Below are 22,760 nucleotides of genomic sequence, written 5' to 3' on the forward strand. Positions count from 1 at the left end.
GAATTTCTGTCAATCAAAACACTAAAAACTAATGAGATCAACTTTACTATCATTTATTCTGATGATGTTTTCATCATTAATTTTTGCTCAGAAAAATAATTATGCACAATATGTTAATCCGTTTATTGGAACAGGTGGACATGGACATACATTTCCTGGAGCGACTTTACCATTCGGAATGGTTCAACTTTCTCCAGATACTCGAATTGATGGAAGTTGGGATGGTTGTGGTGGTTATCATTATTCTGATGATTTTATTTATGGTTTTTCACATACACATCTAAATGGAACAGGAGTTTCTGATTATGGTGACATTATGTTGATGCCAACGCTTAATCAGAAAGGATTTAATCAGACTGATTATGGTTCTAAATTTTCGCATAAAAATGAAAAAGCAACAGCAGGATATTATCAAGTTTTGTTAGATAAATATAATGTCAATGTTCGATTAACGGCAACAACTCACGTTGGTTTGCATGAATATACTTTTAATAAAGCTGGTGACGCAAATATCATTTTAGATCTTAATCATCGTGATAAATTAGTTGACGGAGAAGTGAAAATTGTAGACGCTAAAACACTTTATGTTTACAGAAATTCGGAAGAATGGGCGAAGAATCAAAAGATTTTTGCCAAGATAGAATTTAATGTTCCATTGAAATTAACTGCTTCAAAAGACGGAAATATAATATCTAAAACATTTAAAGGAAATGAAATTGCCTTGGCTTTTGGTAAAAAAGTAAAGAAAGGTGAGAAGATTATGGTAAAAGTGACCTTATCTACAACTGGATATAATGGAACGGATGTTAATAGCAAAGAATTAACAACTTTTGATTTTTCTAAAACGAAAGCCGCTGCTGAAAAGGCTTGGGACAAAGAATTATCGAAGATTGAAGTGAAATCTTCAGATAAGAATAAACTAACTATTTTTTATACAGCGATGTATCACACGATGATGCAACCAAATATTTCGCAAGATTTGAATGGAAATTATCGTGGAATGGACGATCAAATTCATTTGGCAAATAATTTCGATTATTATTCGGTTTTTTCACTTTGGGATACTTTTCGTGCTGCGCATCCTTTGTATACCTTGATTGAGAAGAGAAGAACGATTGATTTTATTAACACATTTATCAAGCATTACGAACAAGGTGGACGTTTACCTGTTTGGGAATTAGCGAGTAACGAAACCGATTGTATGATTGGTTATCACTCGGTTTCTGTGATTGCTGATGCAATGGTAAAAGGTTTCAAAGGCTTTGATTATGAGAAAGCTTATGAAGCAGCAAAACATTCGGCAATGTTAGATCATTTGGGATTGAAAGCTTACAAACAAAACGGATTTATTTCGATTGACGATGAACACGAATCAGTTTCTAAAACATTAGAATATGCGTACGATGATTGGTGTATTGCGCAAATGGCATTGATTTTAAATAAACACGACGATTATAATTACTTTATCGAACGTTCTCAATATTGGAAAAATTTATTCAATCATGAGACAAAATTTATTCAGCCAAAGAAAAATGGAGGTTGGCTAAAACCTTTTGATCCGCGTGAAGTAAACAATAATTACACAGAGGCGAATGGTTGGCAATACACGTTTTTTGCACCGCAAGATATTAATGGAATGATTGATTTTTATGGTGGAAAAGATGGTTTTGATGCAAAATTAGATGAATTATTTAATGCACCATCAGAAACAACAGGTCGAGAGCAAGTGGATGTTACTGGACTTATTGGGCAATATGCGCAAGGAAATGAGCCGAGTCATCACGTGGCTTTTTTGTACAATTACATTGGTAAGCCAGAAAAAACAAAAGAATTGGTTCATAAAATTTTGAATGAACATTACAAAAACTCGCCAGATGGATTGATTGGAAATGAAGATTGTGGGCAGATGAGCGCGTGGTATGTTTTGGCTTCGATGGGAATTTATAGCGTTACGCCAGGTTCGGGAATGTGGACGACTGTTGAGCCGTATTTTGATGAAATCACGATTAATCTAGAAGATGGAACGAAGCGTATAATCACGAAAAATAATTACAAGGAAAATCAATTTTTAGGATTTGAATTCTTGAAAGATAGAGAGATTAAGCCTATTTCTGAAAGTGAAAAAATTGTAACGGTTCCAGTTTTGATTGCTGAAGACAGATCATTTCAAAATAAAATGAATGTTGAAGTAAAATCTTCTGAACCAAATGCGAAAATCTATGTTTCTGTGAATGGTAAAAAAGCAGAAATCTATAAAAAACCAATTTCAATCAAAGAAACAACTACAATTTCTTCTTTTGTGGAAGTGAATGGAAAGAAAAGTAAAACAATTTCTGGAACATTTACTAAGAAACCAAATGATTATACAATTCAGTTGAATTCTACCTACACACCGCAATATCATGCAGGTGGATATGATCAAAATTTTGATGCAATTGTTGACATGAAAAAAACGAAATCCGTTTCTTCGGTTGTCATGAATTTCTTGCAAGATTCTCGTTCTTGGATTGTCTTACCTACAAAATTAGAAGTCTATACATCGAAAGATAATCAGAATTTTAAATTGGTTGGAATGTTAGAAAAACAAGTTGATGCATTTGATAATAACGTGTTTTCTGATTCATGGAAAATTCAGTTTAAAGAAGAAAAAGCACGTTACATCAAAGTAAAAGCAACAAATTATGGTGCTTTCCCAAAAGGTCATTTAGCAGAACCTTTTCAAGGAAAGTCGTATATTTTTGTAGATGAAATAACAGTGAAATAGTGAATAAAAAGTTAATTGTTTTTAATTTAATCGTTATTGGATTAATACTTTTATTTCCAATAATAAATTTTTGTTGGATACATAGTTCTTCAAATTATACTTTTTGGGATATTTATTATCAAACCGAATATCATGAAATTATTTACATTCTTATTGGAATAATTATTTTCTCAAGTTTAATTAGTTTGTTTAAATACAGTAAGTTGATTAATGTTAATTTAGTTTTAACTTCAGTTTTTTTTATGATTATAATTGGAGTATTTATAAATGACATAATTAAATTAAAAAAGGAAGAAAAAGAATACATAGAAAGAGCAAAAGAAGATATTAAAAATGATAAAATTATTTTTCTTCATTCAGGAGGATTTCCTTTACCAGAATTTAGTTCTGAAACCTATGCTAAAATTGACAGTATTCACAATAAATATGGAGTAGATTATATAAATATTGGAGTTTTAGATTTTAAACATGATAAATTAGAACTAAAATATGAAGAAACTGTAAAGCCTTATCTTGAAAAACGTAATGGTAAAGATTGGAAGAAACGAATGCAAAAAGAATTAGATGCAATAAAAAAGGAAAAACTTTATTAACTAAACTTTAGTTAACTTTTTCGTAACTTTATATTCGAAATCGAAGAAAATGCAAACAGAAATTTTAAACAAAGCATTACAGAATCGTTCTATCAATCCAACAGCGATGCGTTTGTTGGTTTTAGATAAATTGATGAAAACTGACGTTGCATTAAGTTTAGCTGATTTAGAAATTGAGATGGATCAAGCAGATCGCGTTACGATTTATAGAACATTAAAAACGTTTGAAGAAAATAAATTAATTCATTCCATAGAGGACGGAACGGGTTCTATAAAATATGCGCTTTGTGAGTCGAGTTGCAAATGTACGCCTGAGTTTACGCATGCTCATTTTCATTGTAACAATTGTAATCAGACGTTTTGTTTGAGAAATATTCATTTGCCAGAAATCAATCTACCCAAAAATTTCGAAGTCGAACAATCTTCTTTTATCTTAAAAGGAATATGCGATCAATGTAAATCCTAAACTTTGCAACCAGATTGCAGCAACAACTTTATAATTTTGAAATATAAATTTTTAATTATGTCTAAAGCTTGTTGTAGTACGTCAAATGACGAACATAAAGATACTCATAATCACAATCACGAAGGTCATGACCACGAACACAATAATAGTAAAATTTTATTAGGTGCCAGTTTAGCTATTTTCTTTGCCGGAATTTTTGTTCAATATGTTTTAAAACCAACTTGGTTTGTTGATAATCAAATTATTCGTTTGATATGGTTTGGCATTTCTTATATTATAGTAGCATTTCCTGTTTGGGGAGAAGCCTTTAAATTAGCTAAAAAGCTAGATTTCTTCAATGAATTTTCGTTGATGGGAATTGCGACTTTAGGTGCTTTCATTATTGGCGAATATCCAGAAGGTGTAGCGGTAATGTTGTTTTATACAATTGGCGAAATGTTCCAAGAAGCGGCGGTTAATAAGGCAAAAGGAAATATTAAAGCCTTATTAGATGTTCGTCCAGACACAGCGCATGTTTTACGAAATGGTAATTTCGAAACAATAAAACCACAAGATGTGGTAATTGGAGAAACAATTCAGGTAAAAGTTGGGGAAAAAGTTCCGTTAGATGGAATTATGATTTCAGATAAAGGAAGTTTTAATACTGCGGCTTTGACGGGAGAAAGTAAACCTTCAACGTATAAAATAGGAGAAACTGTTTTGGCAGGAATGTTAAATCTTGAAAATGTAATTGAAATTCAAACGACGAAAAAATTTGAAGATAGTTCGATTGCAAAAATTTTACAAATGGTTCAAGATGCAGCTTCTCGCAAAGCTCCAACTGAATTATTTATCCGAAAATTTGCAAAAATATATACGCCAATTGTTTTCTTTTTAGCGGCTGCTTTGGTGATTACTCCTTATTTCTTTGTTGATAATTACGATTTTAATGATTGGTTATACAGAGGTTTAGTTTTCTTGGTTGTTTCTTGTCCTTGTGCATTAGTTATTTCGGTTCCATTGGGTTATTTTGGTGGAATTGGAGCAGCTTCACGCAACGGAATTTTAGTAAAAGGTTCTAACTTTTTAGATTTAATGGCGAAAGTAAACACAGTTGTGATGGATAAAACAGGAACAATGACGGAAGGCGTTTTCGAAGTTCAAAAAATTGAAACTAATCTTCCTGAAAACGATTTTTTAAATCTTGTTTCGGCTTTAGAAAAGCAATCTACGCATCCAATTGCGAAAGCGATTGTGGCAAGTCATCCTTCAGAATTGAAAGCGATAGAAGTGGAAGAAATTTCTGGAAAAGGTTTGAAAGGAAAAGTTGATGGAAAAATAGTTTTAGCTGGAAATACTAAATTATTAGATCATTTCTCGATTCAATATCCACAAGAAATTCATGATATTGTAGAAAGTATTGTGGTGGTTGCAGTTGATGAAAAATATGCAGGATATATTACAATTGCTGATAAAATCAAGGAAGATGCGCAACAAGCAATTCAGAAAATGAAAGCTTTAGGTGTTTCGAAAACGATTATGTTGAGTGGAGATAAAAATACCATTACGCAAAAAGTTGCAAAAGAAGTTGGTGTTGATGAAGCTTTTGGTGGATTGTTACCAGAAGGAAAAGTAGAGAAAGTTGAAGCATTGAAAAAAGATCAAAATCAAGTGGTGGCTTTCGTAGGTGATGGAATCAATGATGCGCCTGTTCTAGCGCTTTCTGATGTCGGAATTGCGATGGGTGGACTTGGAAGCGATGCTGCGATAGAAACTGCAGATGTTGTAATCCAAACCGATCAACCTTCTAAAATTGCAACGGCGATAAAAATTGGTCGTGAAACAAAAAAGATTGTGATTCAGAATATCATTTTAGCAATGGGCGTTAAAATTATCGTGCTTTTCCTTGGAGCAGAAGGAATTGCCAATATGTGGGAAGCTGTTTTTGCAGATGTAGGTGTTGCTTTATTAGCAATTTTGAATGCTGTTCGAATTCAACGAATGAAATTTTAGATAAAAAATAAAGCGATCAATTGATCGCTTATTTTTTTATGTATAAATCTTTCATCAAATCTAAATCAACCTTTAAAATATCAGTTAAATAATTTTCGACTGAACCAAAATTCTTATTAATCGCTTCATAAGAGCTTTCCAAATATTCAGGTAAAACATCAATTAGATATTTATAATTCGGATCGATCTTTAAGATGTGTGCATATTTTTGTTCCAAAAAGATATTAGAAGCCAAGTAATCATCCATAATTGTATCTAAATCGACTTTCAAAGCAGATAAAATCATTGCTGTTGCAAATCCAGTTCGATCTTTTCCTGCAGTACAATGAAATAAAATTGGCGTTCTATTTTTATGTTGAATAATATCAAAAAAGCTTTTGTATTGCGTTTGACATGTTTTATCTAAAACAAAATCCTCGTAGATTTTACACATAAATTCTTTCGGATTTGAAATTCCAGCTTTGAATTGTTTCACTAAATTTTCGAAATGTCCAGAAGAAATATCCAAATGAACTTCGTGATTACAACTATTTGGAATGCGATCTTGATTTTTTAAACGTTCGTAAGTCGTGCGTAAATCAATAATTGTTCGAATTGGAAAATCGTTTAAAATCTCCAAATCATCATCTGTCAAATTTGCTAAATCATCAGATCGAATTAACAATCCTTTTCTAATGACTTCATTTTTTGTGTTAATTATTCCACCTAAATCTCTGCAATTAAATCCGCCTTCAAGTGGAAGAGTTCTTTGTCCGAGCGAGATTTCGCATAAAGTATTTTCCATTTTCTGTTCGTTTTTTAGGTTATTTTTAATATGTAAAAGTTAAGGTTAATTATTTAGTTATCATATTAAAATCGTATTAAAAAAAGTATAACTTTTTACTTTAACATTTTATTATTCTTATTCAATCTAAATTTACTTTATATTCGTATAGAATTAGAATAAATCTAAATAATCTGATGGGAGATAAAGTGAAAATTGCGAAGGAGAAGTTCATCTTAAAAAAGAAAGAATTTGTGACACCACATCTTATTCGCGTTCATTTGGAAAATGATGATGTATCTTTTTTTAAGGATACAACGTTGGGCGGAACATGTAAATTACTTTTTCCACCGCTTGGGATCCGTGATATTCACTATGCTGAGTATGATGAAGAGAATCAAAAATGGATTTCGCCATCAGAAAAATTTAAACCAGTTTCTCGTACCTATACGTTGCGCGATATTGATGCAAAAAACAATGTGATTGTGATTGATATTGCAAATCATGGATTGAATGGTCCAGGATCGCGTTGGGCAAATGAGGCGAAAGTTGGAGATATGATTGGAGTTTCGATGAAGTCGAAAAAAAAAGATTTGGCTCCAAAAACAGATTTCATTTTCTTGGCTGCAGATTTAACAGGCTTGCCTGTAATTTCAGCAATTATAGAGTCGCTTCCTGCTAAAACAAACGGAATTGTTTGTGTGGAAGTCCCAACAGAAGATGATATTCACCAAATTGAAACGAAAGCAAATTTAGAATTTAAATGGATTGTGAATCAAAATGTAGGAAGCGGAATAGCTTTATATAGTTTGACAAAAAATCAGAAATTTCCGAAACGCAAAGACGGAAAACGATTTGCTTATGTTGCGGGGGAATCTAAATCTGTAAAGGAAATAAAATCATTTTTTAAAGATGATTTAGAATGGAAAAAAGACGAATTTTATTGTACATCGCATTGGAAAGCAGGAAAAGCAGAGAAAAATGCATTAGAAAATTGTCACGATAAAATAGAACAAGAATTGTTGGTAAGAGTTTTCTAAAAACAAGAGGGATATTTAATCAAAAAGCTTTATCAGAAATGGTGAAGCTTTTTTTGTTATCTTTAAATTTCTAATTGCATTAAAATGAAGTATATCTTATTGTTGTTGTTTTCAGTTTCAGTTTTTGGTCAAGAAAAATTTAAAGTAGAATATGAAAGACGGAATTTTATTAATTTGAATGATCCGAATCCAGAATCGAAAAGATTAAGAGAGGAAATGTTTTCGAAACCAAAATATATTGCTCTTTCTGTCGATGCAAATCAATGTCTTTCACAAGAAATAGAACGAATTGATAATTCGCAAGGACCAAAATATTCGATGAAAGTTTTAGGTGGTTTTAAAGATTTGGAAAGCTTTTATGATTTCGATACGAATTCAAAAATAATCATGAGAGAAATGGATTCCAAATTGTATAATATCTCTGATTCCATTGCAACTTATAAATGGAGTATTACGCGAGAATCCAAAAAAATAAAAGGTTATGATGTACGAAAAGCAGTAGCTGTTGACGCTAATTTCAACATAGAAGCGTGGTATGTTCCTTCGATAAAATCAAAATGTGGACCAGATGAATACAATGGTTTGCCAGGATTATTATTAGAACTGAAGAAAACTTCTTTGAAAGATGAAAATCAGTATACAACTTATAAGTTAGAATCAATTTCGATTGACGATAAGCTGAAACTACAAAAACCAACGAAAGGAAAAGTAATTTCGACACCAGAATTTGATAAAATTGAGAAAGAATATTATCAAAAAATACAAGAAAATATCAACAAAAAAACAGGAGTTGATAAAGATGATTAACAAAAAAACGGCTCAATTTTGAGCCGTTTTTTTGTTATTTTGATTCAATAATCGTAAACTTACTTATTAAGAAATTCATCAATTTCAGTGTGGTTATTCAACCAATCTTTTGCCATTTCGAATGCAGATAAATTTTTGCTTAATTCTAGTGGGTGTTCCTTAAGTAATTTTAAAAATTGTTGATTAATCAAATCAATTGTGTAGCGTTCCGCTTGATTAAGCTGTTGTTTTTCTCGGTTTGATGCGTAATAATTATTTTCATTAATAAAATTGAAATAATCATTGACCAATTCCCAAAGTTCAGGAATTCCTTTTCCGATTAATCCAGAACCGATAATTGATTTTCTTTTCCATTGAGAAGATTTGGTTGGTAAAAATTGCAATGAACGAACAATATCCAATTTTGCATCTTTCACTAATTTTTCTTGAAACGAATCTGATTTATTGACAAAAATTAAATCAGCCATTTCCATAATTCCTCGTTTTATTCCTTGTAAATCATCTCCAGAACCCGGAAGTTGAAGAAATAAGAAGAGATCTGAAATTTCATTTACTAAGGTTTCAGATTGTCCAACACCGACAGTTTCAATCAAAATATTTTCAAACCCTGCTGCTTCGCATAATAAAATTGCTTCATATGTACGTGAGGTAACACCACCTAAAGAACCGTTAGAAGCGCTTGGACGTATATAAGCATTCTCTTCTCGCGATAAGTCCTCCATGCGTGTTTTGTCGCCTAAAATACTTCCTTTTGAAAGGGAACTACTTGGATCAATTGCTAAAATCGCTACTTTTTCACCTTTACTTAGAATATATTTCCCCAAAGATTCGATAAAAGTACTTTTACCAACACCGGGAATTCCTGTAATGGCAATTCTTTTTGAAGTTTTGGAAACAGGTAATAAACTAATGATATGTTGCGCTAATTTCAAATCGTCTAAACGATTGCTTTCGGCTAGTGTAATAGCTCTTGATAAGGCAAAACGATCGCCTTCTTTTATTTTTTGAGCAAGTATTTCGGGGTCAATTTTTCGCATAAGACACAATCTTAGATTAAAGATAAAGTCTTAATTAAGAATAAAAAAATACAATCGAAATTTGTGAATGTATTTTATATAGCTCTTGCATTGATTGGTATAAAAAATAAAACAAATATAATTGTTTATATATTTTAAATTCAATTATATAAACTTCATTAATTCGTAATTATGAATTTTTTTGTTCCTCTTTAATTCTTTTTATAAAAGCAGAAGGAGATTCATTCATGATTTGAGTAAAAGTTGTTGTAAAAGTACTATGAGAAGCAAATCCGCAATCACTTGCTAAATAGCTTACTTTCGTGTTAATGTATTTCGGCTCATTTTGAAGTCGATTGACGATATAATTTACTCTCAATTCATTCAAATAAGAATTAAATTGCTTTTGACGATGAGTTTTAATGATTTCAGAAAGATATTTTGTATTCGTTTCAAATTGTTTTGATAATGAAGCAAGGTTAATATCTTTCTTAGTAAAGCCTTTATTCTTCTCAAATAACTCTAATTTTCGAAGTAAGTCATTCTCGGTTTTAGATGAAATGCTAAGGTTATTCGTTGGTTTTTCTTCAATCATAACCTCTGTTGGTGGAGTTGGAGAAATGATTTTATTTGTAACCTCTTCTTTGATTGGTTCAGAAGGAATTTCTTTAATCTCTTTTACAGAACTTATTTCTTCGACAGAAATCTCAGTTGATTGTTTAGTTTTTTTGGAAACAAAGTAAATAATTAATCCTAAGATAATTATCGCTGAAATTAATAATAAAATGATTAACCAAGTTTCCATTTTTTGTAAAATTTATATTCCGAATTAATAAAATAAAACCAATTGATAATCATTAAAATAATTGATTTTCAATGATTATACTATTTGTAAAAATACTCCGAAATTTTGAAATAAAAAAGGCTAACTTTTAAGAGTTAGCCTTTTTTTTGAAATTCATCTTTGCTTGGAGAACAACCACAGCCTTTTGAGCATCCGCCTCCTTTTGAACTAAATGAGTTTCTAATTAATTTTACAACATACCAAACTGCAAATCCGAAAAGGAAAGCGATAAAAATATATTGTATCCAAATATTGTCCATACTATTATTTTAAAAAATGATATGCAATAAATGCAACTACATATGCCAAACCTGTCATAAACCCTGTCTGAATCAATGTCCATTTCCAAGAATTTGTTTCGCGTTTTACGATCGCAATTGTACTCATACATTGCATTGCGAATGCATAAAATAACAACAATGAAACTCCTGTAGCGAGGTTATATGCTGGTTCTCCTGTGTTTTGGTTGATCTCATTTTTCATACGATGAAGTAAACGATCTTTTTGACCATTGTCCTCTACATCAACTTCTCCTAAACTGTAAACCGTTGACATTGTTCCGACAAAAACTTCACGCGCAGCGAATGACGAAATCAAACCAATTCCCATCTTCCAATCGTATCCTAATGGCTCTACAACTGGCTCTATAACTGAACCTAATCTACCCAAATAAGAATGTTCTAATTTATAAGAAGCAATTTCATTTGCTAAATCTTCTTCATTCATTTTTGGATGATGAGCAGTTACAATTTCTTCTGCATTTCTGAATTGTTCTCCAGGTCCGAAAGTTCCTAAAACCCAAAGAATAATCGAAATTGCAAATATGATTTTACCCGCATCAACTAAAAATCCTAACGTTTTTTCCCAAACATTAATTCCAACATTTTTCCAATCAGGAAGTTTGTACGTTGGCATTTCTAAAATTAGGTAACTTTTATGTTTTGCTTTAATGATTAAATTCAATAAAATAGCACTTCCTAATGCGCCTAAAACACCTAAAATGTACATCACAAATAACGCCAAAGCTTGGTAACTTAATCCAAAAATATGTTCGTCGGGAATTACTAAAGCAATTAAAACGATGTAAATTGGTAAACGAGCCGAACACGTCATAAAAGGCGTTACAAGTATCGTTAATAGACGCTCTTTGTCATTTTCGATATTACGTGCAGACATGATTGCAGGAACGGCACAGGCAACTCCAGAAATTAACGGAACAACACTTTTTCCGCTTAATCCAAATGGTTTTAACCATCTGTCCATTAAATAAACCACGCGGCTCATGTAGCCCGTTTCTTCCATTATTGAAATGAATATAAACAAAATGGCAATTTGCGGAACGAAAACGGCAATCCCTTCTATACCTGGGATTATTGCACCTCCAATGATTTCGTTGATAGGTCCTTCAGGTATTAAACTAATTGCTTTTTCGTCGATCCAACCAAATAAATCTTCGACCATTGTCATTAATGGTGCAGACCACGCATAAACAGCTTGAAAGATTAATAATAAAATTCCTAAAAAGATGATGTATCCAAAAACTGGATGAATCAATGTTTTATCAATTTTATCGGTTAAGGTTTCATTTCCGTCAAAATTATATGAAATAATATCGTTTAATTTTTCCTCTAAAATTTTATTTCGATCTAAGGCTTCTTTGACTTGTAATCGTTTCGAAACAATAGAATTTTCTTTTTTAATTGTATCTAATTTACTTAGATTTTCTTTCGATTCGAACGGAACTTCTTTCTGTGAAAGATATTGCCAAGCTAAATAATCAGATTTAAGATTAAATTCATTCTTGATTTTTTCTACAATAGAAAGATACTCTTTCGGAATTTCGTAATGACGATTATATGGAGTTGCGTCTTTTGTAAAAGCTTCTACTAATTCATCAATTCCTTCGCTTGTACGCGCGTTTGTTAAGTATATTTTTGTTTGAAGAAAATCTTCTAACTTTTTCAAATCAATATTAAGTCCCTTGCTTTTGATTTCATCTTTCATATTGATGACAAAAATTGCAGGAACGTCTAAATCTCGAACTTGTTGATACAACAAAATCGATCGTTTTAGATTAGATGGCTCACCAATAACAACTGCTAAATTTGGGTAATGACTATTGGTTTTGTCTCCTAAAGTTTTGAATACAATTTCTTCATCCAAAGAACTTGGATAAATTGTATACGTTCCGGGAAAATCTGTAATTTGGAATTTATTTCCATTTCGTTCTATTTTACCTTCGCGCTTTTCTACCGTCACACCAGGATAATTCCCAACTTTTTGACGAAGATTTGTTAATTTATTAAATAACGAAGTTTTACCAACATTTGGGTTACCAATTAAGGCAATTTTATAATGATTCATTATTTTTTTGTTATCAAAATTTTATCGGCTTCGTTTCTTCTTAAAGCTAAAACAGACTTATTAGAGATGATACTGATGCAAATAGGACCACCAAATGGAGCCTTATTTTTTACCAATAAACTTGTTCCAGGAATAAAGCCCATTTCATAAAACTTTGCAGGAATATCTTCGGTACTAAACCCTGTTACAACTGCTTGTTCGCCAATTTTTAAATCTTTTAAAGAATAATTTTCAATCATTTCTACCAATCTATCTATGAATTATCTCAAAGGCAAAGATACTTATTTTTAATTAATCCAAATAGAAGATATGTCATAGTTTTTTTATCTTTCTAATTAAATTTCAATGAATTCAAGTATCTAAATTCAAAATTTTGATTATCTTTGCACTCAATTTTCATTTATAAACATTAATTTATGTACGCAATTGTAGAGATAGCAGGGCTTCAATACAAAGTTGAAAAAGACCAACAATTGTTTGTAAACCGTTTAGCTGGTGAAGCAGGTGACGAAGTAAAATTCGACCGTGTTTTATTAACAGATAACGGAGCAATCACTGTCGGCGCCCCAGTTATAGACGGAGTTACCGTAGTAGCTAAAATCGTTGAACACGTGAAAGGAGACAAAGTAATCGTTTTCAAAAAGAAAAGAAGAAAAGGTTACCAAAAGTCTAACGGTCATCGTCAACAATTCACTAAAATTGAAGTAGCTTCAATCGGTTAAGATTGAGCTGAGATTAATTATTAACTCTTAAAAACAAAACGAAATGGCACATAAGAAAGGGGTCGGAAGTTCGAAAAATGGTCGTGAATCACATTCGAAACGTTTAGGTGTTAAAATTTTTGGTGGACAAGCAGCAATCGCTGGTAACATTATTGTTCGTCAAAGAGGTACTCAACATCATCCTGGTGATAATGTAGGAATCGGTAAAGATCACACATTATTCGCTTTAATTGACGGAAAAGTAGTTTTCACTAAAAAACGTAACGATAGATCTTACGTTTCAGTTGAACCATTATCTTAATTGATAATTCGACAGCGAAAATGCTAACAATATAAAAGCTCGAACTTATTGGTTCGAGCTTTTTTTGTTCTTAAAAACTAATCAACCCCTATAGCGTTTTCGTTATATACATCTTTTGATTTAAGATTAATTTTTATATTTTGTTTAAGTAACATTTCTCGAAGAGATTTTCTTCTGTATATTGGATCAATAAACTGTATAACTCCTTTTTTATCAAAAAATATTGCAAAAGTTGTTGGATTATATGAAAACATATTCTCAGAATCTAAAGTCTTTAATTCTTCTGATTTAACAGGTTTTAAAAATGAATATTTTTTAAAATTAATGTGATTAGAGTCAATAATTATAATAGAATAACCTTTATACTCAAATTGAGAATACTCATGGGGAGGAATAATAAAAGGAAGTTTTTTCTCATAAAACATAACTTCTATACCAAAATTTGAAAAATATATTTCTTTTTCTGGATCTGTTTTAGAAAGCTTCATTAATAAAAATTTATCCATTTTGTTGTTTTTAGAATCTTTTTCGCCTAATTCAATAAATACATCTATCGTTTTTTGAAGTTGTTTGTCTTTATAAACAGAATTGAATGTTGATGAACATGAACAAAAAAATAGAATAAATGAAAGTAAAAAGTATTTCATAACTAGTTAATTAATAGAACTAAAATACAACTTATTTCAACTAAAAAAGCACCCAATCTCTTGAATGCTTTTTTGGTTTTATAAATCTGAAATAATAATTTCTGTTTGAGTAATAATTAAAAATTCAAAGCCGAGAGTTGGTTTAGAATAATAGTAATGATATTGACTATTTTTGAGAATTTCTAAAAAATTAATTGGAAAATATTTTGAATTCTTTTCTATGTAATCTTTTTTATGTTCAAGAAAAATATTGAAATCATTTGTGTATTCTATTACGTTTTGAATGTTTTCTCTATCAAAATCAAAGAAATCTTGCCAAATAACATCATTAAAAGTAATTTTCTTAATTGGATTTTTTCCAAAAGGTAAATAACCAAGATTCATTATAATTGATTTGTTTTTGAAATCGATATTCAAATCAAAAACTGTCAAATCACCTATTAATTCTGTTAGTTTTTCTGTGTTCATATTACTTTTATAAAATCTAAAATACAACTTATTTCAACCAAAAAAGCATCCAATTTCTTGAATGCTTTTTTGATTTTATATTTGATGAGAAGCTGAAATGAAATCAGCTTGACACGTTTTGTTTTGATAATTCGTTAAGTCATCTGAACTCGTTTAAGGATCACATTTTTTAATTAGCGAATTATCTCATTAACCTATTCTTCTTCTGTTTCAACTCCCCAACCTTGAGCAGTTAATGGAACCATTTGTTCGCTTCCGCGAGTAATCAAATAGTTTTCTTCGTTTTTACCAGTTACATGACCAATCACCGTTAAATGCGGATTTCCTTTGATTTTTTCAAAATCTTTTTGATCAATTGTAAACAGCAATTCATAATCTTCTCCACCGCTTAATGCACATGTGATTGGATTAATTTTGAATTCTTCGGCTGTGCGAATCACAATAGAATCTAATGGAATTTTTTCTTCGTAAATGTTAATTCCAACACAACTTTCTTTCGAGAGATGAATAATTTCAGAAGATAATCCGTCCGAAATATCAATCATAGATGTTGGTTTAACTTTCAGTTCTTTCAAAAGATTGATAATATCCAAACGAGCTTCAGGTTTTAATTGTCGTTCAATCAAATATGAATAGTTTTCGAAATCAGGTTGATTATTCGGATTCACTTTTGATACTTGTGCTTCGCGTTCTAATACTTGCAAACCAAGAAAAGAAGCACCTAAATCACCAGAAAGTACAACCAAATCATTTTCTTTCGCACCATTTCTATAAGCCAAATCTTTTTCTGGAGCAGAGCCAATCGCCGTCATACTCAAAACAAGTCCGCTAACAGAAGAAGTTGTATCGCCGCCTACAATATCAATATTGTATTTGTCGCAAGCGTATTTCATTCCGTTGTAAATTTCGTCCACAGCTTCTATCGTAAAACGATTCGAAATTGCCATAGAAACCAACAATTGTTTTGGAATAGCATTCATCGCCAAAATATCACTAATTGCCGTCACAACCGCTTTGTATCCCAAATGACGTAAAGGCATATATGACCAACTAAAATTTACACCTTCTACCAACATGTCAGTAGAAACCACAATTTTATCTTTTTTGTAATCAAGAACAGCCGCGTCATCACCAATTCCTTTGATAGAGCTTTCTAATTTGATCGGAAAACCTTCTTTGATTTGATTAATTAAACCAAATTCTCCGATTTCGGCTAAACTTGTTTTTGAAACGTTTTTATCTTCTAACATGATTTTATTTTTGAATAAAGATTGAAGGATCTATATTTTCTGAACGAAAAGGTAAATTGATAATGTCTTGTTTCGACATTGTTTTCACGGTTTGTCCTTCAAATGATTTTTTAATATTTTCTAACATTTCTGTTGGTGGTGCTTGCATTTTTCTTTTCGACATCGAAAACCAGACACCTGTCAATTCAGAATGGCAAAGATGTACACCATCTTGATTATATAGATTATGAATAAATTGATAAATCATTCCATCTTCCGACATTCCACCAATTTCTACCGAAATATAAATTTCTTCACCTTCCATTGCTTCCTTAAAAAAAGAAAATTGTTCGTGCAAAATAGCTGGTCCAATTCCGTATTCAGCCAAATTTTTCATCGAAATGCCATAATCTCTCAAAAAAGCAATACGTGCAAAACTTGTAAAATTCATATACGAAGCGTTCGCTAAATGGCGATTAGCATCCAAATCTGACCATCGAACAATGGTTTTTTGAAAATATTTATTATTCATGAATTGAAAAATTATTTAAGGTACAAAGTTACGGATTACTATTTACACGAAAATGATAATATTTTTAATCATCGTAAATAATAAAAAACAATAAGATTTAACATCAAATTAAAATATAGATATTTAATAATTTGTATCTTTAAAAAGCTATTAAACAGACAGATTATGAAAAAAATATTATTTCCAACAGATTTTTCAGAAACAGCAAATAATGCGTTTTTGTATGCGTTAAATTTAGCCGAAAATCAAAATGCAGAATTGTATGTTTTGCACGCTTTTCAGTATCCAATGGTAAGCGGAGGAATCGATGCTGGTATTTTGCAAGATGTTTATAATACAATTGAATTAAATAATTTCGAGAATTTAAAAGATCATATTCCGTTCTTGAGAAAAATGGCTGAGGACAATGGTTTTGCAAATGTTGATTTGAAATTTTTTGTAAAAGAAGGAATGCTTTCGTTTGTGTTGCCAACATTTATCGAAGATGAAAAAGTAGATTTTGTGGTAATGGGAACGACTGGAAATACAGGGTTTGACAAAGTTCTTTTTGGTTCGAATACAATGAATGCAATCAAACATCTTAAAATTCCGGTATTGAGTGTGCCAAATGGTTACGAATTCAAAGGAATAAATAACATCGGATTTACGACAATTTTCCAAGATAAAGATCGTAAAGCCTTAGATTATTTAACAGAAATCGCTTATCGTTACAAAGCAAAAGTGCATTGTTTACATGTTTCGAAAGATGGAAATTACGATATTCCGACGCTTAATCATTGGAAAGAATATTATAAAGATGAGCCTGTAGATTTTTCTATTTATACTGCGGATGAATCTGTAGACGCAGTTTTGGAATTTATTAAAGAAGAAAAAATTGATTTGTTGACAGTAGTGAGTCGTAACAAAGGCTTCTTCGAGAAATTATTTTCACCAAGTTTTACAAAGAAAATTTTGACGCAACACAACGTGCCTTTGTTTGTTTTCCACGAATAAGATAATTTATACTGAATATACAAAGCTCAATCTGTAGAAATAGATTGAGCTTTTTTCGTGTTGAAATAAAATTATTCGTAACTTTTGAGTACAAAACACGAAAAGATGAAAAAAATATTGTTCCCAACAGATTTCTCAGAAACTGCCAATAACGCCTTCTTATATGCACTAAATCTTGCAAAAAGTATCGATGCACAAGTTTATGTGTTGCATGTTTACGAATTGCCAATGATTACTGGAAGTTTGAGTGCTGGATTGATTCAGAATGTATATGAAACTGTAGAATTAGGAAGTTTTGACAACTTCAAAGATAATATTCCGCAACTAAGACAAATTGCTGATGAAAATGGTTTGAATGAAATTCCAATCAAGTTTATCTTAGAAGAGGGAAATTTCTTATACATTCTACGCGAAATTATAGGTGAAGAAAGCGTTGATTTTGTGGTGATGGGAACGGACGGAAATACAGGAATTGAGAAAATGCTTTTCGGTTCGAATACGATAAATGCGATTACATCGATGAAAGTTCCTATTCTTAGTATTCCGCATGGAATGTCTTTCAAAGGATTTAAGAATATTGGTTTTACCACAGTTTTTGATCAAAAAGATAAAGATGCGTTAAAGTATTTGATTGAAATTGCAAATCGTCATCATGCAAAAATTCATTGTATGCACGTTTCGAAAGATGGAAAGTTTAATGAACAAGCGATGAAAGATTGGCAAGATCAGTTTGCTGGAGATCCAATTGTATTCGAAGTTTATCATGATGCAGATCCTGTAAATGCGGTGTTGGATTTTATCAAGGAAAAACAAATCGATTTGTTGACGGTTGTGAGCCGCAATAAAGGATTTTTTGATAAAATTTTTTCACCTGGATTTACAAAGAAAATTGCAAATAAAAATATTACACCTTTGTTCGTTTTTCATGAACAAAAAGTTTAAAAGGAGATGTGAAAACATTTCCTTTTTTTGTCAAAAATTCTGTTAAAAATAAAACTTTACCTTTGTCCCGTGAAAAAAATAGCCATAGTAGGAGGTGGTGCAGCAGGATATTTTGTTGCTGCAAACCTTGGAAAAACTGTAGGACAACAAACTATATTGTTTGAACAAGCAAATCTACCGCTTCAAAAAGTACGCATTTCGGGTGGAGGAAGATGTAATGTGACGCATGCATGTTTTGATCCGCTTGATTTGGTCGAGTTTTATCCGCGTGGAAGAAAGGAATTATTAAGTGTTTTTTATACGTTTCAACCGGGTGATACAATGGCTTGGTTTGATGAGCGCGGAGTAGAATTGAAAATAGAAGACGATAACCGTATTTTTCCAGTTAGCGATTCTTCACTTTCGATTATAGATGCTTTGACAAAAGCGGTTGATCAAAATAAAGTACAATTGAATTTCTCGGACGGTGTGCAAGAAATTAATAAAGTTGATGGTGGTTATGAGTTGATAACTAAATCAGGAAAACATTTTTTTGAAACGGTGATAGTGACAACAGGAAGTACGCCTAAATTTTGGAAAAGTTTGAAGAATTTAGGTTTAAAAGTCGTTCAGCCAGTTCCCTCTTTATTCACATTTAATTGCAAAGATCCACGAATTGAAGGTTTGATGGGAATTTCTTTCGATAATGCTGAAGTCAAAATCAATCAACAAAAATTAGAGGCAGAAGGCCCCTTACTAATTACACATTGGGGATTTAGTGGGCCAGCGATTTTGAGATTATCGGCTTGGGGTGCTTTAAAATTGAATGAAAGCAATTATAAATTTGAGACTGAAATCAATTTTGTGAATCAATCTAAAGATGAAATCATTTCATTTTTGAATGATAAAAAACAAGTTGATGCTAAGAAAAATGTGCATAAAAATAATCCATTCGATTTTCCAAAACGTTTTTGGTTTAGTATTCTGAATTATTGCAACGTAGATGAAAACAAGGTTTATGCTGATTTATCGAAAAAACACATCGAAACAATTGCAACAGAATTGACGCAAGGAAAATACCAAATTAATGGAAAAAGCACGTTCAAAGATGAATTTGTAACGGCTGGCGGAGTCGATTTGAAAGAGATTGATTTTCATTCGATGCAAGCAAAAAAAATCCCGCAGTTATTTATGGCTGGAGAGGTTCTAAATATTGATGCCATAACAGGTGGATTCAATTTTCAGGCGTGTTGGTCTGAAGGATATATTATATCTGAAAAAATCAAAGAAATTTATCAATAGTGTATATTTTACACGGATATTATTCTGGCTGAAAGCCTTAATAGTAAAGATTTTTTCAAAATTTATTATGTTAACATAACATTATTATAAAATTATGTTATTTTTGTTTAAAGGAATTATTAAAAACGAACAAAAAATATGAAGAAAATTTTCTTAACCTTAGCATTAATCGGCTTATCTTCTTCTGCATTTGCAGGTGGATACCGAGTTGCTTTACAAGGGGTTCGCCAAGCAGCTTTGGGTGGAACTTCTGCAACACAAACTCACGATGCGAGTGTTGCGTTTTATAATCCTGCAGGTTTAGCTTTTGTTGATAGTAAATTGAGTATTGCTGTCGGAGGTTTTGGTGTAAAAACTGACGTAAAATGGCAAGATCCAATGACGTTGCAAAAAGCAGAAACAGATAGTAAATTAGGAACACCAATGTATTTGGCAGTTAGTTACAAGCCTGTAGATGATTTAGCAATTGGATTGAGTGTTACGACGCCTTTTGGTAGTTCGGTTACGTGGCCAGAAGATTGGCAAAACAAAGCAAATATTACACATATTGACTTAAAAGCATTCAATATTCAGCCAACGGTTGCATATCGTTTTTCTGATTGGTTTAGTTTGGGTGTAGGTTTCATTTATACACACGGAACAGCTAAATTGGAGAAAGTGCAAACAGTTGCTGGAAATGATATTAAACTTAAATTAGAGGATAAAGATGCTCATGGTTTAGGATTTAATGTTGGAGCAATGTTCAAGCCAACAGATAAATTTGGAGTTGGAATTGCATACCGTTCTAATGTAGATGTTTCTGCAAACAAAGGTGATGTTACATGGTCTAATGTTCCTTCTGGAATTGCATCTAATGTACCTTTTAATACAGATAAATGGAATACAACTTTACCATTACCATCTGAGTTTACATTTGGAATGTCGTACAAAGTTTTACCACAATTAGAACTTTTTGGAGATGTAGTTTGGCAAAACTGGACACGTTACAAAAGTTTAGATATCAATTTATATAATGATGCTTCTAATACTTTCTATACATCATCTTCTACGAAAAACTGGAAAGACAATACATTATTCCGTTTTGGAGCAGAGTATACTTTCAGCGAAATGATTGTTGGACGTGTTGGTTATTATCATGATAAATCACCAGTTCCATCAGCTTATTGGTCATCAGAAACACCAAGTTCTAATTTAAATTCATTTTCAGCTGGATTAGGATTTAGATTCAATTCAGGATTTAATGTTGATTTATTTGGATCATATGTAAAAGGAGACGAAAGACATATTGATAATATTCAACAAAACTTCTCTGGAGATGTTAAAATGCGTGCTATAAACTTTGGTTTAGGCGTATCGTACAACCTAAAATAAGACAAAAATGAAACACTTAAATAAAATAGTATTAGTTGCATTAGCTGCTACGATGTTTAACTGTAGCGAAGATTTTGATCATCCAATTGAAGATATTCAAGTTTCTGCAGGTGAAGCTAATTTTAAAACATATATCGCATTAGGAAACTCGTTAACTTCTGGTTATAGAGATAATGCATTGTACAAATCTGGACAAGAAAATTCTTACCCAAACATGTTAGCTGGATTGATGAAAGCTGCAGGAGGAGGAGAATTTAAAATTCCTTATATGCAAAATGATACAGGTGGATTTACTGATTTACCAGGTTTTCCAGGTAAATTGAATTTACAAATTGTAAATGGAGCTTTAACACCAGTTCCAAGTCCTGCGGGTGGGGCTTTAGATATCTTAGCAGATAAAGGAAAGTTTCAAAATATGGGAGTTCCAGGTGCTAAGTCTTATCATTTAGTTGCGCCAGGTTATGGAAATCCAGCAGGATTAAAAACAGATCCAGTAACTGCGAATCCTTATTTTGTACGTTTCGCAAGTAATGCGACAACTTCTGTAGTTGGAGATGCAGTTGCGCAAAAACCAACATTCTTCTCTTATTGGATTGGAAATAATGATGTTTTAGGTTATGCAACATCTGGTGGAGTTGGAGTAGATCATAATGAAACAAATAATGTTGATCCAAGAACTTATGGAAGTTCAGATATTTCTAATGTAAATGTGGTAAAATCTACAATTAATGATGGATTAAAAGCATTAACAGCGGTAGGGGCGAAAGGAGTTATTGCAAATATTCCTTCTGTAACATCTATTCCATATTTTACAACGGTTCCATACGCGCCATTATCACCTGCAAACCCAAGTTTTGCATCAATGATTGATGAATTGAATGCAACTTATGCAGGATTAAATCAAGTATTTGATGCGGTTGGAGCTTCAGAAAGAAAAATCTTTTTTTCTAAGAATGCTGCAAGTGCTGTAGTAATTAAAGATAAAGATTTAGCAGATTTATCAGCTACAATCACTGCTGCACTTACTCCTAAAATTGGAGCTGCAAAAGCAACTTTATTTGGGATGATTTATGGTCAAGCTCGTCAAGCAACAGCGAAAGATTTATTGGTTTTAACTTCTTCTTCTGTAATTGGAAAAGTTGATACAAATCAAGTTGCAGCGTTAATGAAATTAGGATTAACTCAAGAAGAAGCTGGTAAATTAGCAGTAGTAGGTGTTAGTTATCCAATGACAGATAATTATGTATTAACAGCAAAAGAAACTGCGAAAGCAGAAGCAGCTGTAATTAAATACAATGCAGCAATTGCTGAATTAGCAACTGCTTATAATTTAGCTTTAGTTGATACATATTCTGAAATGAAAAAATTAAGTTCTCAATCAGGAATTAAATATTACGGACAAACATATACAACAACTTTCGTTTCTGGTGGAGCGTTCTCATTAGATGGAGTTCACTTAACAGGAACTGGATATGCAATTGTCGCAAATATGTTTGCTGATGCAATCAATAAAAAATATCATTCAACTTTAAGACATGTTTACCCAGGGAATTATCCAGGTATTGCAATTCCTTAATTGGATGTTTAGATAATAAAAAATCCGCTCATCGAGCGGATTTTTTTAT

General features: G+C 31.6%; 23 protein-coding genes. 13 read left to right on the plus strand and 10 right to left on the minus strand.

Annotated features, from left to right (window positions below; all coding sequences use genetic code 11):
• Window positions 1-31 precede the first annotated feature (31 nt).
• The 4 genes from B4J88_RS02985 to B4J88_RS03000 are packed head-to-tail and all read left to right on the plus strand — an operon-like array spanning window position 32 to window position 5,815.
• Window positions 32-2,764 carry a GH92 family glycosyl hydrolase gene (locus B4J88_RS02985; RefSeq protein ID WP_291066319.1) on the plus strand — a complete coding sequence of 911 codons (2,733 nt, stop codon included), beginning with the start codon at window positions 32-34 and terminating at the stop codon, window positions 2,762-2,764.
• On the plus strand, window positions 2,764-3,357 hold the full coding sequence (locus B4J88_RS02990; RefSeq protein WP_219034963.1) for a hypothetical protein: 594 nt from the start codon (window positions 2,764-2,766) through the stop codon (window positions 3,355-3,357). Before B4J88_RS02985 ends, B4J88_RS02990 begins: the two co-directional genes overlap by 1 nt.
• 49 nt (window positions 3,358-3,406) lie before the next feature.
• Complete coding sequence (locus B4J88_RS02995) at window positions 3,407-3,823, plus strand: Fur family transcriptional regulator (RefSeq protein ID WP_219034962.1); 417 nt, start codon at window positions 3,407-3,409, stop codon at window positions 3,821-3,823.
• A gap of 57 nt (window positions 3,824-3,880) precedes the next feature.
• Window positions 3,881-5,815 (plus strand): heavy metal translocating P-type ATPase, encoded by a 1,935-nt coding sequence (locus tag B4J88_RS03000; RefSeq protein WP_291051881.1) that lies wholly within the window; start codon window positions 3,881-3,883, stop codon window positions 5,813-5,815.
• 28 nt (window positions 5,816-5,843) lie between these two features.
• Here the strand turns inward: B4J88_RS03000 and B4J88_RS03005 are convergent, their stop codons facing one another.
• Complete coding sequence (locus B4J88_RS03005) at window positions 5,844-6,599, minus strand: tyrosine-protein phosphatase (protein ID WP_280050893.1); 756 nt, start codon at window positions 6,597-6,599, stop codon at window positions 5,844-5,846.
• Between the two features lie 176 nt (window positions 6,600-6,775).
• On the opposite strand from B4J88_RS03005, the gene B4J88_RS03010 reads away from it, so the two are divergent.
• Window positions 6,776-7,618, plus strand: a complete 843-nt coding sequence (locus B4J88_RS03010) for a siderophore-interacting protein (protein WP_125349936.1) — start codon at window positions 6,776-6,778, stop codon at window positions 7,616-7,618.
• Between the two features lie 84 nt (window positions 7,619-7,702).
• A complete protein-coding gene (locus tag B4J88_RS03015) occupies window positions 7,703-8,425 on the plus strand; it encodes a GLPGLI family protein (protein ID WP_125349935.1) in 723 nt (240 codons plus the stop codon).
• 59 nt (window positions 8,426-8,484) lie between these two features.
• Here the strand turns inward: B4J88_RS03015 and meaB are convergent, their stop codons facing one another.
• From meaB to B4J88_RS03040, 5 genes are all read right to left on the minus strand, one after another.
• Window positions 8,485-9,462, minus strand: coding sequence for a methylmalonyl Co-A mutase-associated GTPase MeaB (gene meaB, locus B4J88_RS03020; RefSeq protein WP_125349934.1), 978 nt, complete (start codon window positions 9,460-9,462; stop codon window positions 8,485-8,487).
• A gap of 169 nt (window positions 9,463-9,631) precedes the next feature.
• A complete protein-coding gene (locus B4J88_RS03025) occupies window positions 9,632-10,246 on the minus strand; it encodes a helix-turn-helix domain-containing protein (protein WP_114998328.1) in 615 nt (204 codons plus the stop codon).
• Window positions 10,247-10,380: 134 nt separating this feature from the next.
• A complete protein-coding gene (locus B4J88_RS03030; RefSeq protein ID WP_114998326.1) occupies window positions 10,381-10,545 on the minus strand; it encodes a FeoB-associated Cys-rich membrane protein in 165 nt (54 codons plus the stop codon).
• 4 nt (window positions 10,546-10,549) lie between these two features.
• Complete coding sequence (feoB, locus tag B4J88_RS03035) at window positions 10,550-12,649, minus strand: ferrous iron transport protein B (RefSeq protein ID WP_114998324.1); 2,100 nt, start codon at window positions 12,647-12,649, stop codon at window positions 10,550-10,552.
• Window positions 12,649-12,888 carry a FeoA family protein gene (locus B4J88_RS03040; protein WP_114998322.1) on the minus strand — a complete coding sequence of 80 codons (240 nt, stop codon included), beginning with the start codon at window positions 12,886-12,888 and terminating at the stop codon, window positions 12,649-12,651. The genes feoB and B4J88_RS03040 overlap by 1 nt, the downstream gene beginning before the upstream one ends.
• 177 nt (window positions 12,889-13,065) lie before the next feature.
• On the opposite strand from B4J88_RS03040, the gene rplU reads away from it, so the two are divergent.
• Together rplU and rpmA are read left to right on the plus strand one after the other, a co-directional pair.
• The gene (gene rplU, locus B4J88_RS03045) at window positions 13,066-13,371 is read left to right on the plus strand and encodes a 50S ribosomal protein L21 (RefSeq protein WP_019975660.1); all 306 of its coding nucleotides are present in this window, start codon (window positions 13,066-13,068) and stop codon (window positions 13,369-13,371) included.
• Between the two features lie 43 nt (window positions 13,372-13,414).
• Window positions 13,415-13,672, plus strand: a complete 258-nt coding sequence (rpmA, locus tag B4J88_RS03050) for a 50S ribosomal protein L27 (protein WP_038334883.1) — start codon at window positions 13,415-13,417, stop codon at window positions 13,670-13,672.
• Between the two features lie 77 nt (window positions 13,673-13,749).
• Here the strand turns inward: rpmA and B4J88_RS03055 are convergent, their stop codons facing one another.
• The 4 genes from B4J88_RS03055 to B4J88_RS03070 form a co-directional block, all read right to left on the minus strand.
• On the minus strand, window positions 13,750-14,319 hold the full coding sequence (locus B4J88_RS03055; RefSeq protein WP_291066323.1) for a hypothetical protein: 570 nt from the start codon (window positions 14,317-14,319) through the stop codon (window positions 13,750-13,752).
• 78 nt (window positions 14,320-14,397) lie between these two features.
• Window positions 14,398-14,787, minus strand: coding sequence for a hypothetical protein (locus tag B4J88_RS03060; RefSeq protein WP_291066324.1), 390 nt, complete (start codon window positions 14,785-14,787; stop codon window positions 14,398-14,400).
• Window positions 14,788-14,981: 194 nt separating this feature from the next.
• Window positions 14,982-16,037, minus strand: coding sequence for a thiamine-phosphate kinase (gene thiL, locus B4J88_RS03065; protein WP_291066326.1), 1,056 nt, complete (start codon window positions 16,035-16,037; stop codon window positions 14,982-14,984).
• Window positions 16,038-16,041: 4 nt separating this feature from the next.
• Window positions 16,042-16,548 (minus strand): acyl-CoA thioesterase, encoded by a 507-nt coding sequence (locus B4J88_RS03070; protein WP_291066328.1) that lies wholly within the window; start codon window positions 16,546-16,548, stop codon window positions 16,042-16,044.
• A gap of 165 nt (window positions 16,549-16,713) precedes the next feature.
• Between B4J88_RS03070 and B4J88_RS03075 the strand changes: the two genes are divergently transcribed.
• From B4J88_RS03075 to B4J88_RS03095, 5 genes are all read left to right on the plus strand, one after another.
• Entirely contained in the window at window positions 16,714-17,541 is an 828-nt protein-coding gene (locus B4J88_RS03075) for a universal stress protein (protein WP_038334907.1), read from the plus strand.
• A gap of 105 nt (window positions 17,542-17,646) precedes the next feature.
• Window positions 17,647-18,483: a universal stress protein gene (locus tag B4J88_RS03080; protein WP_286512578.1), complete on the plus strand. Its 837-nt coding sequence runs from the start codon at window positions 17,647-17,649 to the stop codon at window positions 18,481-18,483.
• A gap of 69 nt (window positions 18,484-18,552) precedes the next feature.
• Window positions 18,553-19,764, plus strand: a complete 1,212-nt coding sequence (locus B4J88_RS03085) for an NAD(P)/FAD-dependent oxidoreductase (protein WP_291066331.1) — start codon at window positions 18,553-18,555, stop codon at window positions 19,762-19,764.
• A gap of 138 nt (window positions 19,765-19,902) precedes the next feature.
• Entirely contained in the window at window positions 19,903-21,135 is a 1,233-nt protein-coding gene (locus B4J88_RS03090) for an OmpP1/FadL family transporter (protein ID WP_291066333.1), read from the plus strand.
• 7 nt (window positions 21,136-21,142) lie between these two features.
• Entirely contained in the window at window positions 21,143-22,711 is a 1,569-nt protein-coding gene (locus B4J88_RS03095) for a lipase (RefSeq protein ID WP_038334928.1), read from the plus strand.
• The last annotated feature ends 49 nt before the right edge of the window (window positions 22,712-22,760 follow it).

The sequence above is a fragment of the Empedobacter sp. UBA5036 genome, from assembly GCF_002415215.1.
GTDB lineage: Bacteria > Bacteroidota > Bacteroidia > Flavobacteriales > Weeksellaceae > Empedobacter > Empedobacter falsenii_B.

What these genes read in the sequence shown, in the direction of transcription:
- B4J88_RS02985 (WP_291066319.1), top strand. Translation starts at nt 32, where the DNA reads ATGAGATCAACTTTACTATCATTTATTCTGATGATGTTTTCATCATTA.
- B4J88_RS02995 (WP_219034962.1), top strand. Translation starts at nt 3,407, where the DNA reads ATGCAAACAGAAATTTTAAACAAAGCATTACAGAATCGTTCTATCAAT.
- B4J88_RS03000 (WP_291051881.1), top strand. Translation starts at nt 3,881, where the DNA reads ATGTCTAAAGCTTGTTGTAGTACGTCAAATGACGAACATAAAGATACT.
- B4J88_RS03005 (WP_280050893.1), bottom strand. Translation starts at nt 6,599, where the DNA reads ATGGAAAATACTTTATGCGAAATCTCGCTCGGACAAAGAACTCTTCCA.
- B4J88_RS03010 (WP_125349936.1), top strand. Translation starts at nt 6,776, where the DNA reads ATGGGAGATAAAGTGAAAATTGCGAAGGAGAAGTTCATCTTAAAAAAG.
- B4J88_RS03015 (WP_125349935.1), top strand. Translation starts at nt 7,703, where the DNA reads ATGAAGTATATCTTATTGTTGTTGTTTTCAGTTTCAGTTTTTGGTCAA.
- meaB (WP_125349934.1), bottom strand. Translation starts at nt 9,462, where the DNA reads ATGCGAAAAATTGACCCCGAAATACTTGCTCAAAAAATAAAAGAAGGC.
- B4J88_RS03025 (WP_114998328.1), bottom strand. Translation starts at nt 10,246, where the DNA reads ATGGAAACTTGGTTAATCATTTTATTATTAATTTCAGCGATAATTATC.
- B4J88_RS03030 (WP_114998326.1), bottom strand. Translation starts at nt 10,545, where the DNA reads ATGGACAATATTTGGATACAATATATTTTTATCGCTTTCCTTTTCGGA.
- feoB (WP_114998324.1), bottom strand. Translation starts at nt 12,649, where the DNA reads ATGAATCATTATAAAATTGCCTTAATTGGTAACCCAAATGTTGGTAAA.
- B4J88_RS03040 (WP_114998322.1), bottom strand. Translation starts at nt 12,888, where the DNA reads ATGATTGAAAATTATTCTTTAAAAGATTTAAAAATTGGCGAACAAGCA.
- rplU (WP_019975660.1), top strand. Translation starts at nt 13,066, where the DNA reads ATGTACGCAATTGTAGAGATAGCAGGGCTTCAATACAAAGTTGAAAAA.
- rpmA (WP_038334883.1), top strand. Translation starts at nt 13,415, where the DNA reads ATGGCACATAAGAAAGGGGTCGGAAGTTCGAAAAATGGTCGTGAATCA.
- B4J88_RS03055 (WP_291066323.1), bottom strand. Translation starts at nt 14,319, where the DNA reads ATGAAATACTTTTTACTTTCATTTATTCTATTTTTTTGTTCATGTTCA.
- B4J88_RS03060 (WP_291066324.1), bottom strand. Translation starts at nt 14,787, where the DNA reads ATGAACACAGAAAAACTAACAGAATTAATAGGTGATTTGACAGTTTTT.
- thiL (WP_291066326.1), bottom strand. Translation starts at nt 16,037, where the DNA reads ATGTTAGAAGATAAAAACGTTTCAAAAACAAGTTTAGCCGAAATCGGA.
- B4J88_RS03070 (WP_291066328.1), bottom strand. Translation starts at nt 16,548, where the DNA reads ATGAATAATAAATATTTTCAAAAAACCATTGTTCGATGGTCAGATTTG.
- B4J88_RS03075 (WP_038334907.1), top strand. Translation starts at nt 16,714, where the DNA reads ATGAAAAAAATATTATTTCCAACAGATTTTTCAGAAACAGCAAATAAT.
- B4J88_RS03080 (WP_286512578.1), top strand. Translation starts at nt 17,647, where the DNA reads ATGAAAAAAATATTGTTCCCAACAGATTTCTCAGAAACTGCCAATAAC.
- B4J88_RS03090 (WP_291066333.1), top strand. Translation starts at nt 19,903, where the DNA reads ATGAAGAAAATTTTCTTAACCTTAGCATTAATCGGCTTATCTTCTTCT.
- B4J88_RS03095 (WP_038334928.1), top strand. Translation starts at nt 21,143, where the DNA reads ATGAAACACTTAAATAAAATAGTATTAGTTGCATTAGCTGCTACGATG.